General features: G+C 72.3%; 9 protein-coding genes. 2 read left to right on the top strand and 7 right to left on the bottom strand.

Going from position 1 to position 10,072, the window contains the following annotated elements; all coding sequences use genetic code 11:
- Positions 1 to 287: 287 nt before the first annotated feature.
- Both ABZT17_RS02430 and ABZT17_RS02425 read right to left on the bottom strand, forming a co-directional pair.
- Positions 288 to 983: a hypothetical protein gene (locus tag ABZT17_RS02430; RefSeq protein ID WP_356342647.1), complete on the bottom strand. Its 696-nt coding sequence runs from the start codon at positions 981 to 983 to the stop codon at positions 288 to 290.
- A gap of 426 nt (positions 984 to 1,409) precedes the next feature.
- Positions 1,410 to 2,027, bottom strand: coding sequence for an RNA polymerase sigma factor (locus ABZT17_RS02425; RefSeq protein ID WP_356342645.1), 618 nt, complete (start codon positions 2,025 to 2,027; stop codon positions 1,410 to 1,412).
- Between the two features lie 331 nt (positions 2,028 to 2,358).
- Between ABZT17_RS02425 and ABZT17_RS02420 the strand changes: the two genes are divergently transcribed.
- Positions 2,359 to 4,638 carry an N-acetylmuramoyl-L-alanine amidase gene (locus ABZT17_RS02420; protein WP_356342643.1) on the top strand — a complete coding sequence of 760 codons (2,280 nt, stop codon included), beginning with the start codon at positions 2,359 to 2,361 and terminating at the stop codon, positions 4,636 to 4,638.
- 9 nt (positions 4,639 to 4,647) lie between these two features.
- On the opposite strand, the gene ABZT17_RS02415 is transcribed toward ABZT17_RS02420, so the two are convergent.
- Positions 4,648 to 6,120: an MFS transporter gene (locus ABZT17_RS02415; RefSeq protein ID WP_356342641.1), complete on the bottom strand. Its 1,473-nt coding sequence runs from the start codon at positions 6,118 to 6,120 to the stop codon at positions 4,648 to 4,650.
- Between the two features lie 51 nt (positions 6,121 to 6,171).
- Positions 6,172 to 6,564, bottom strand: a complete 393-nt coding sequence (locus ABZT17_RS02410) for a hypothetical protein (RefSeq protein WP_356342639.1) — start codon at positions 6,562 to 6,564, stop codon at positions 6,172 to 6,174.
- Positions 6,565 to 6,705: 141 nt separating this feature from the next.
- On the opposite strand from ABZT17_RS02410, the gene ABZT17_RS02405 reads away from it, so the two are divergent.
- The gene (locus tag ABZT17_RS02405) at positions 6,706 to 7,128 is read left to right on the top strand and encodes a DUF1877 domain-containing protein (RefSeq protein ID WP_356342636.1); all 423 of its coding nucleotides are present in this window, start codon (positions 6,706 to 6,708) and stop codon (positions 7,126 to 7,128) included.
- A 44-nt stretch (positions 7,129 to 7,172) separates the two neighbouring features.
- Here the strand turns inward: ABZT17_RS02405 and ABZT17_RS02400 are convergent, their stop codons facing one another.
- The 3 genes from ABZT17_RS02400 to ABZT17_RS02390 all read right to left on the bottom strand — a co-directional run bounded on the left by ABZT17_RS02400 (position 7,173) and on the right by ABZT17_RS02390 (position 10,050).
- A complete protein-coding gene (locus ABZT17_RS02400) occupies positions 7,173 to 7,763 on the bottom strand; it encodes a hypothetical protein (protein WP_356342634.1) in 591 nt (196 codons plus the stop codon).
- 96 nt (positions 7,764 to 7,859) lie between these two features.
- Positions 7,860 to 8,366 carry a hypothetical protein gene (locus tag ABZT17_RS02395; RefSeq protein WP_356342675.1) on the bottom strand — a complete coding sequence of 169 codons (507 nt, stop codon included), beginning with the start codon at positions 8,364 to 8,366 and terminating at the stop codon, positions 7,860 to 7,862.
- 88 nt (positions 8,367 to 8,454) lie between these two features.
- Positions 8,455 to 10,050 carry a glycoside hydrolase family 20 protein gene (locus ABZT17_RS02390; RefSeq protein ID WP_356342673.1) on the bottom strand — a complete coding sequence of 532 codons (1,596 nt, stop codon included), beginning with the start codon at positions 10,048 to 10,050 and terminating at the stop codon, positions 8,455 to 8,457.
- Positions 10,051 to 10,072 lie beyond the last annotated feature (22 nt).

Genomic DNA, 10,072 nt, shown 5'->3' with positions numbered 1-10,072 from the left:
GCCTGACCGGCGGTCCATACACCCGCCGACCCCACGACCACCGGGTATCCAGTGCTGCCCGCCCCCACCCTGACCTGCATCTATTTACGCGTCAGAGGCCCTTCATGCTTCTACCGGGCCGGGGGTGGCGGCCCCGGCCGTCTCGTGCGAACGCCTCCGGCGGCCGAACGGGGGTCGACGGGCCGGCTCACAGAGCTTGGCCGACCGAGACTTCACCGCCATGGGATGTGACCGGCCGTCTCCGAGGGACGGGCGGTCCGCCACGTCGGTCGGTTCTCTTCCGACGTCTACTTCTTCTTCGACGTCGTGCCCTTGGGCGGCGTGGAGTTGGTGGCGTCGGCCGTGGAGTTGCCCTGGGCCGGCTTCTTCGGCTTCTTCGGGGTGTCCTGCTCCAGCTGACGCGCGCAGTACGCGGCGACGTTCCGCTCGCCGCCCGCCGCGGTGATCAGGCGCTGCCAGGCGGTCGACTGCAGGGCCTTTCCGTTGCCCTTGACGTGCTCGTACGCCGCGCAGTGGGCCGCGGTGTCGTTGGCCGTGGCGGGACGGTCCGGGGTCGCCGAGGTGCTGGGGGTACCCGGCGCGGGTGAGGCCGACGCGGTCGTTCCGACCGGGCGGTGTGCACGCTGCCGGGCCGCGTGGCCGTCGTCGGAGTGCCCGGCCGTACCGATCGCCGCGAACGCGACGCCGCCGACGGTGAGCCCGGCCAGCGCGAGCGTCAGCGTGGCCCTGAGGGAACGCCGGGCGCGCCGGTGCTCGCGGGGCCGCCAGTCGTCCCGCCGGCGGGTCCTCGCCCGGTGCACCCCGGCGTCACGGGCGGCGCGGAACGCGGCCACGGCCCGCCGCTCGCCCTCGCCGTCCGGGGCACCGGAGCGCATGGCCCCGGCGAGCAGGACCTCGACCTCGGCCCCGCCGCCCCGCTCCGCCGCCCCCGGGTGCACACGCCGACGACCGGGACCGCTCCCGCCGCTCTGCCGCTCACCCATGCCCGTATCCATCCATGTCCGACGACCTGTTCACACCCGACAGCCGAAGCCCCCGGCCGCTCCTCCCGCCCATGACGGCCGAGCCGCCCTCACCACCCGCGCCACAACCGCCCACCCGACCGGCCCGACACCCTTCGACACCGCCCCGGCCACCGCTCACAACCCCCCGGCGACCACTGGCACGGCCACCGACACCCTCCCGCACAACGCCCAAGCCACGCCCGACACCCCCGCCACGACCCGCGCACGGGGCGGATTCGCCCGTCCCGTCACGACCGCGACACCCGGCACCCCGACCACAGCCGGCGCCGCCGACATGCCGACCGCGACCCGCGCCCCCGGCGGGCTCGGCACAACCGCCGGTTCCCGTGCCGCGTCCGCTGCAGCCGCTCATGACGTAGTTGACGCGTCTGTCGTCGGTGTCGTTCATTTCGACTCCCCCAGCGTCCGGGGGTCGTCATGTGTCACACCCGCGGCGCCGAGGCGGTCGGCGAGGCGTTTCAGGCCCCGGTGGGCGGCCGTGCGTACGGCGCCGGGGCGTTTGCCCAGGACGCGTGCCGCGGCGGGGCCGTCGAGACCCACGACCACGCGCAGCAGCACCGCCTCCGCCTGGTCCCGGGGCAGCGTGCGGACCAGGGCGAGGGCCTGCTCCGTGGACAGGGCCTCCAGCGCCTCGTCGTGGGTGGTGTGCCGGCCGGGCAGGTCGAGGACGTCCTGCTCCAGGGCCGAGGAGCGGGGCCGTACCTTCAGCCGGCGCAGATGGTCCAGCGCCCGGTGCCGTGCGATCGTCGCCGTCCAGCCCCGGAACCCGGCGCCGTCCCCGCGGAAGCGCCCGAGGTCCCGGGCTATCTCCAGCCAGGCGTCGGAGGCGACGTCCTCCGCGTCGTCGCCGACGATCCCGCGCAGATAGCCCAGCAGTCCGGGCTGCACGATCCGGTACGCGACCGCGAACGCGGCCTCGTCGCCCTCCTGGGCCCGCGCGACGGCCGCGCCCAGCTCCCCGTCGTACGCCTGCGCGCGGCGGGGTTCCCGTCCCTGGCCCAACAAGAGTCCTCGTTCGTACGAGTGCGGAGGGGGCCCTGCCGGGCCCGCCCGGTGCCCACCCCGTCCGTGCGCACGCCTCCACGGTCAACAGCGCCGCTAGCCACCGAAGTGTCACAGCTGCTCAGGCGTCCCGGGCGTGTCGCACCGGGCGGAGCAACGGGAGCCCCACAGGCACCTCTAGTGACATTTGGCCAACACTCAACGCTGTGTATAAGTAAGTTTTCGTCAGAAGGGTTCACCGGAACTCTTTTCCAGAGGCCCTGCTCGGGGCCTTTTTCTAGGGGTGGGGTAGTTGAGTCCACGCGGGACGCGCGCGTACAGACCGCTGAGCATGAAGCGAAGGGCCTGGCTGACGCTCGGTGCGGTGGTCCTGGGCGGTGGGGGCGTGGTGTCGTACGCCGTCGCCAGTCCGTCCTCCGGCCACTCGGCCGAGGGACAGCCCAAGCGACCGGTCAAGGTCTACGACCTCTCGCTGAAGAGCGCCGGCGGCGGCAAGCGGGAGCTGGCGCGCACGGCGACCAAGCAGTTCTCGATGCTCGGCGTCTCCTGGACGGGCCCGACCAAGCGGCTGGACGGCACCGCCCAGGTCCGCACCCGCAGCATCGAGACCGGTGAGTGGAGCGCCTGGCAGGACCTGGAGACGAACGTCGACCCGCTGCAGGACCCGGAGGCCGGCGCGGATGCGCGCGGTGCCTCCGAGCCGCTGTGGGTGGGCCCGGCCGACGGCGTCCAGGTCCAGGTCGTCCACAAGGACGGCTCCACCAGCGCCGGTCTGCCCAAGGGCCTCCAGGTCAACCTGGTCGACCCGGGCGTGGCGACCGCCGCCGAGCAGAAGCAGAAGGTGGAGACGGCCGCGTACGCGGAGGACGTGACGCCGAGCGACAGCGCGTCCCCCGGCGACAGCACCTCACCGACGGACTCCGTGTCGCCGACCGACTCGGCGTCCCCGAGCGACTCCGTGTCCCCGACCGACAGCGCGAGCGCGTCGCCCGGCGACTCGACGTCGGCCTCGGCCACGGCCACGGCTTCCGCCTCGTCCTCGGCCTCCGCCTCCGCGAGCGCCTCGGCCAGTACCCCGACCGCTCCCCCCTCGACCGTCCCGGAGCCGCCCATCGTCTCCCGCTCGGGCTGGGGCGCGGACGAGTCGCTGAGCCCGGACCCGTCGGAGTACAACGCCGATGTGAAGGCCGTCTTCGTGCACCACACGGACGGCACCAACGACTACTCGTGCGCCGACTCCGCGGCGATCGTGCGCGGCATCTACGCGTACCACACGCAGACCAACGGCTGGAACGACATCGGCTACAACTTCCTGGTCGACAAGTGCGGCACGATCTTCGAGGGCCGCAAGGGCGGTGTCGGCCTCCCGGTGCTCGGCGCGCACACCTACGGCTGGAACCGTGAGTCGGCCGGCATCGCGGTCCTCGGCGAGTACACCACCACCGGCGCCACCGACGCGGCCCTGGAGTCGGTCGCCCGGATCGCCGCGTGGAAGCTCGGCCAGTACAACGCCGACCCGGCGACGACCGTGCAGCTCAAGGCGGGCGCGACCCAGACCAACTACTTCGGTACGAGCTTCACGGCCGGCAACAGCTACACCTTCAACCGTGTCTCCGGCCACCGCGACGGCTACAACACCCAGTGCCCCGGCGGCTCGCTCTACGCCCAGCTGCCCACCGTCCGCGCCTGGGCGTCCGGCCCGGTGCAGGGCCTGAAGGTCGGCTCGGTCTCCGGCGCGGGCCTGTCCGGGTCGACGTACTACACCAAGGGCGCGATCACCGTGAAGTGGTCGACGACCACGCCGGGTTCGCTGATCTCGAAGTTCGAGCTGCTGGTGGACGGCAAGGTCGCCGCGACCGCCGCCGGTACGGCCACCTCGGCCGGCGCCACCCTGACCGCGGGCAGCCACACCGTGGCCGTACGGGCCGTGCACCAGTCCGGCAAGACGACGACCTCCTCGTCGCTGAAGTTCGTCACGGACACCACCGCGCCGGCCTTCTCCACCGCGCCGAAGATCTCCCTGCGCACCGGCACGGTCAGCACCACCGCCATCCCGGTCACCCTGGCCTGGAAGGCCACCGACAGCGCGGCCCTGAAGTCGGTGAGCCTGCTGACCCCGACGACGGCGACCTTCGGCCCGACCACGACCACCTCCAGCAGCACCGCCAAGTCCGGCTCGGCGAGCATCTGGTCGATGAAGGCGTACGACTACGCGGGCAACACCCGCACCTCGTCGCCGTCGTACACGCCGGTGATCCTCCAGGAGACCTCGGCCACCAAGTCCGGCACGTGGACGAGCCGTTCGTCCTCCAGCTACCTCGGTGGCAAGTCGTACTCCAGCGGTTCCAAGGGCGCGAGCCTGAGCTGGACGTTCACCGGCCGGTCGGCCTCCTGGGTGGTCAGCCGGGCCTCCACCTCGGGTCAGGCGTACGTCTATGTCGACGGCACCAAGGTCGCGACCGTGGACCTGAAGTCCTCGGCCACCTCCTACCGTCAGGCGATCTGGACGAAGACCTGGTCGAGCAGTGCCAAGCACACCGTGAAGATCGTGGTCGTCGGCACCAGCGGCCGCCCGACGGTCACGACGGACGGCCTGGTGTACATCAAGTAGTCAGCCAGGTCAGCCCAGCGTTTCCACCGGCTCGGGCGTCCGCTCTCCAGCTCCCTGGAGGGTGGGCGCCCGTTCCGCGTCCACGACCACGCCCGCGATCAGCGCACCCAGCAGCAGCGCCCCCATGGCCCACCAGGTGGCCACGTTGAAGCCGTGCACCAGCGCGTTCGCCTGGAGCTCCTTCGGGTTGGTCCCCGGTCCCGCGTGGGCCGTGAGATAGCGCGCGGTGACGGTCGCGGCGATGGTGTTGAGCAGGGCCGTACCGATCGAACCGCCCACCTGCTGGGCCGTGTTGAAGGTCGCGGAGGCCGCTCCGGCGTCGCGGGGCTCGACCCCGCCCGTGGCCAGGGTCACGGACGTCATCATCGCGGTGCCCATGCCCGCCCCGAGCATCAGCATCGAGGGGAGGATGTGCGAGGCGTACGCCGGCTCGGTGCGCACCTGCGCGATAATCGCCAGCGCGCCGGCCGCGAGCAGCAGGCCGGGCACCATCAGGACCCGCGGCGGCACCCTGTTGAGCAGCCGGGCCGCGATCTGCGTCGACCCGATGATCATTCCGACGGTGATGGGCAGATAGGCGACGCCCGTCTTGACCGGCGAGTATCCGAGGACGCCCTGCATGTAGTAGGTCAGGAACAGGAAGACGCCGAACATGCCGATGGTGGTGCACAGCACGGTCAGGAAGGCGCCCACGCGTTGGCGGTCCTTCACCACCGACATCGGCAGCAACGGCACCCGCGCCCGCGTCTGCCACAGCCCGAACGCGGCGAGCAGTACGACCCCGGCCCCGAGCAGCGTCAGCACCAGGCCGTCGCTCCACCCCCTGGACTCCGCCTCGGAGAAGCCGTAGACGAGCGAGAGCATCCCCGCCGAGCCGAGCAGCGCGCCCGGCACGTCGAGGCGGGCGTCGGGGCGCCGCTCACCGGGCGGGAGGAGGGCCATGGCGCCGAAGAAGGCGATCAGGGCGATGGGGACGTTGACGTACAGACACCAGCGCCAGTTCAGGTACTGGGTCAGGAAGCCGCCCGCGAGCAGACCCACCGCCGCTCCCGCGCCGATGATGGCGCCGAAGATGCCGAACGCCTTCCCGCGGTCCTTGGGGTCGGTGAACGTCGTCGCGAGCAGCGACAGGGCGGACGGCGCGAGCAGCGCGGCGAACACACCCTGCAGGGCCCGGGCCCCGAACAGCATCCCGGAGTTGGCGGCGGCCCCGCCGAGCGCGGACGCGGCGGCGAAGCCGAGCAGCCCGATCACAAAGGTGGTCCGGCGTCCGACCAGGTCGGAGACGCGGCCGCCGAGCAGCAGCAGCCCGCCGAAGGCCAGGGTGTAGGCGGTGATGACCCACTGCCGGTTGCCGTCCGACATGTGCAGGGCGGCCTGGGCGGAGGGCAGGGCGATATTGACGATGGTCATGTCGAGAACGACCATCAGCTGGGCGAGGGCGATGACGACGAGAGCCCACCAGCGTCGGTTGTCGGCCATGCCCCCATCGTGCGCTCGGTCACACCCGCTTGGGAACGGCAGCGTCTCTTATTACGTCGATTTTGCCACCGCGTCCCGACAGAGCAACCGCAGCGAGCCGTCACCGAGAAAGCAGCGCCGCGCCTCGTCCACCGGGTCCCACATCCGGCCGTCCGGCGTCCGCACCCAGTGCTCACCCCCGCTCGTCCACCACTCGGCGCCCGTCTGACGCACGATCACCTCACCGGCGTAGGCCCCGAACCCGCGCAGCGCCTTGTCCACGGCCGCGTACGGCGCGCCCTCCCGCCGTATCTCGTCGATCATCCGGTCGACGCGCCACAGGCTCTGCGCCGAGTAGTCGAGGCGCAGCCGCGCGCCCTCGCGCATCGCCGCCACCGTGTCCGCCGCCCAGCGCACGGGCTTGGTCGCCGCGTTCGGCCTGGTCGTCTCGTGGAAGGTAGTCACACAGACAGGAGCGGGGACGGCGGGCGCCGCGTCACGCGCATTCCGGACACTTCCCGAGACCGGTGCAGGACCGCCCCAGGTCCGCCCCATGACGCCCACACAACAGTGACGCTTCGCCCCTCCCGTGCGCTCCTGTCACTGATGAGCACGTACTTCCACCTCCGCGCCGTACATCCGTCCGCCCTGCGCAACAGCGAGCACTGGTTCCAGCGGTTGTTCGAGGACGACTGGGACGCGCTGCGCCTGCGCCTGGACCGCCACCGGGAGGAGATGCTGGACCGGCACTACCTGGACCAGGACGCCCTGTACCCCGGAACCGACGTGGTCCTGGGCGGGACCCCGATCGGCCCCAGACCCTTCCTCCTGCTGTCGGCCGCCCGGGCGGCGCAGACGGCGGCCTATCTGGCGTCGGCCGACTTCGAGGCGCTCTGGAGGCGGGCCGGGGCCGACCCCGGCCTCCACGACCTGTTCGCGTCGGCCCATCGCGACCTGACGGCGTTCTACGAGAGGACGGCCGAGTACGGAGATGCGGTGGTCAAGTGCCGCGTGCCGGAGCCGCCATAGATCTCGCGCCCCACCGGCGCCGGCGGGCCCCCCACTCCGGCGGGCTACCTCCGGCGGGCCCGGCGCGAGACGACGGCCCGCAGGACACGCCGTCCCTCCGTGGACACCTCCAACGCCGGCCGCACCCCGGCCGCCCCCCGCCCCGCGAGCAGTTCGAGAACGGCGATCTGGCGGCGCAACTCCGCGGCGACGAGCGGCGACATCCCCTCCGTACGGCCCTCCCGCGGACCGTTGACCGGCGCGGTGGCGCCCTGGGGATCGAGCAGCCGGTGTATCTGCAGCGCGGCGACCGAACACGCGTCGGCCCACATCCGCACCTCGCCCGTGCCCCACGCGGCGGGCGCGGCCTCCAGCATGCGGCGCGCGAGCAGCACCACCTCGTCCGTACCCGAGCCCGCACCGGAGTCCGTACCTGAGTCACCGCCCGTGCCGTCGTCGAGAGGCAGCTTCCCCCGTACCTGCTCCAGCAGCTCACCCCACGCCTCGCCGCCAGCGTCGTCCGCGAGGTCGGCCCACAGCGGCCGCAGGACCTCGTCGTCACCCCCCAGCAACGGCACGCACCGATCCAAACAAGCCAACCCGCTGGCGGCCAGTCCGCGTTCGTCGGCCTGAGCGATCAGCTCCACCAGGCTCATCCACGTCTCCCTCTGCGGGCGCTTACAGGGTGAAACCGGGCCCCGTCCTTAACGGAGCCCGCACTTCCCCTTACTGCGTGCGACGGCTCGTGAGTGTCACAGCGGGACCACGCCCAGCCGGTCGAGAAGCCGGAAGAAGAGGTTTTCGGCCAGGGGATCGGGCTCGGCGGTCAGCACGTCCACCAGCGGCTCGGGCTCCACGCCGTGCCCCGCCTCCTCGGCCCAGGCGACGGCCCGCTCCGCCGCGTCACGCGGCTCCAGGAAGTAGTCCTCGAGGGTCAGCCCCTCGTTCCCCGCGTCGAGATACCCGGCCATTGCCGCCCGCGCCAGACAGGTGGTCCACGCCCCGCTCCGCGGCCCCGCCGCCTCGACGACCACGCAGTCGCTGTCCATGACGTACCCGAAGAGCGCCGGCGCCCCCGTCTGCGCGGCGAGCACGTTCATGCTGCCGATGTCGCCGTCCCCGCTCGGGTACTCCCACACCTGCCAGCCGCCGGGCGCCTCCACCCGCAGCTCCATGCCCTCCTTCGCCCCGGCCAGCGCGTCCAGCTCGGCGAGCGGCCGCTCGCTGCGCGCCACGACGTAGTACCCCCAGTAGCCCATGTCCCGCTCCCCCACGGCTCCTCGACTGCGGCTCGCACCGAATACACCACAGTCGTACGGCAGTTCACAGCCGTATGGGGCAACAGGATCAGCCCAGCCGGGCGGCCAGCGCCCTGAACTGGCTCCAGGACAGCGACGGCCGCCCGGAATCCCACAGTTTCTGCACCGTGGCCCGCAGCGGCATCCGGATCCCGGCCGCGACCTGGTTCTGCGTCTGCGCGTTGGGGAAGTCGCACCACACGGCGAAGGACCCGCCGAGGATCTGCCCGTCGTACCTCGCCGGCACGGCCACCGTGCCCCGCACGACCCGTGGCGTCCACAGCTCGTAGATCCGCTCGCCGGTCGGGTAGTAGAACCGGTTCGGCTGTCCGAGCACGTAGTAGAAGAACTCGTCGTTGTAGTTGACGACCTTCCGCCCCGCGCTCAGGTACTCGGCGGGCTGCCGCGCCCCGATCTCCTTGCCGGTCCAGTACGCGACCTGGAGGTCCTTGGCCGGCTGCACGGAGGTGCCCCGGAAGAACCCGTCGTTCCACACCCGCATGGTCTTGCCGTGGGCGCGCACGGTCCTGGCCCGGTCGTTGAGCCACCCGGTGGTCAGATCGGAGACGGTCGCCCCGGAGCCGTAGGCCTCCTTTGCGGCGGCGGCCAGCTGCGGGTAGGACACGGCCGGGCTGGACACCATCAGCGCCCGGTACTCGTCACCGCCCAGATTCCACTGGCCGCCCGGGAAGAGGTCGGCGTACTCGTTCAGCAGGTCGTCGACGATCTTGGCGGCGCCCGGCTTGGAGATGTCGATCGCGCCCTGCGCGGCGACCCCCTGCGCGTTGCGCAGCTGCAGATCCGGATGAGCGGCGAGGACCGCCCCCAGATGCCCGGGCGAGTCGATCTCGGGCACGATCGTGATGTGCCGGCTCGCCGCGAGCGCGACGATCCGCCTGACCTCGGCCTTGGTCAGATGCTGCCCCGACACGATCTCGGGATGGCTGTCGGACTCGATCCGGAACCCCTGGTCGTCGGAGAAGTGCAGCCCCAGCTGGTTGAACTTGAGGTCGCCGAGCTCCCGCACCCGGTCCTCGATCCACCCCGCGGTGAAGTACTTGCGCGCCATGTCGAGCATGAACCCGCGCACCGGCTTGGCCGGCTGGTCCCGCACGACCCCCTCGGGCGCGCTCCCGGCGCCGCGCACCTCCTGCTTCAGCGTCCGGGTGCCGTAGAAGACACCCGTGTCGCCGGGCCCGCTGATGCTCACCCGCCCGCCGCGCACGGTCATGCTGTACGACTCCGGGTTCGCCCCGCCGGCCCCGTCCACCGCGAGCCGCACGTCGCCGGCCTTCACGTCGTCCTTCTCACCGGCGTAGGTGAGGCCCAGCTCGGAGGCGATCAGCCGCCCCTCGTCGGCCAGCCGCGCGTCGTTCACCACGACCCGCTCACCGCGCGCCGGCCGCCAGCCGGGCCCCCGGGCCGCCGTGTGGGACTGGACGGCGGGAATGGTCCGGGGCGCCTGCGACAGCGGATACGAGCGGCTGGGACTGGGCGAGGGCTGCGCCGCGCGCCCCGCGCTGGACGACCCGGCCGATCTCCCGGCGGAGGGCCGCTGCTCCCGCGCAGCCCCCGCCGGGCTGCTGTCCCCGTCCCCCGAGGCCCACAGGCCCAGGCTCACTCCGGCCCCGACCGTCACGGCCATCGCCGCGCCGATCAGGACCCCG

The sequence above is a fragment of the Streptomyces sp. NPDC005648 genome (assembly GCF_040605395.1).
GTDB lineage: Bacteria > Actinomycetota > Actinomycetes > Streptomycetales > Streptomycetaceae > Streptomyces.
Note: the sequence above shows the minus strand (reverse complement) of the source record. Positions and strands in the feature narration are given on the sequence as shown.

Excerpts from the sequence above, each read along its gene's own strand:
- ABZT17_RS02430 (WP_356342647.1), bottom strand. The coding sequence starts at position 983 with ATGGGTGAGCGGCAGAGCGGCGGGAGCGGTCCCGGTCGTCGGCGTGTG.
- ABZT17_RS02420 (WP_356342643.1), top strand. The coding sequence starts at position 2,359 with ATGAAGCGAAGGGCCTGGCTGACGCTCGGTGCGGTGGTCCTGGGCGGT.
- ABZT17_RS02415 (WP_356342641.1), bottom strand. The coding sequence starts at position 6,120 with ATGGCCGACAACCGACGCTGGTGGGCTCTCGTCGTCATCGCCCTCGCC.
- ABZT17_RS02405 (WP_356342636.1), top strand. The coding sequence starts at position 6,706 with ATGAGCACGTACTTCCACCTCCGCGCCGTACATCCGTCCGCCCTGCGC.
- ABZT17_RS02400 (WP_356342634.1), bottom strand. The coding sequence starts at position 7,763 with ATGAGCCTGGTGGAGCTGATCGCTCAGGCCGACGAACGCGGACTGGCC.
- ABZT17_RS02395 (WP_356342675.1), bottom strand. The coding sequence starts at position 8,366 with ATGGGCTACTGGGGGTACTACGTCGTGGCGCGCAGCGAGCGGCCGCTC.
- ABZT17_RS02390 (WP_356342673.1), bottom strand. The coding sequence starts at position 10,050 with ATGGCCGTGACGGTCGGGGCCGGAGTGAGCCTGGGCCTGTGGGCCTCG.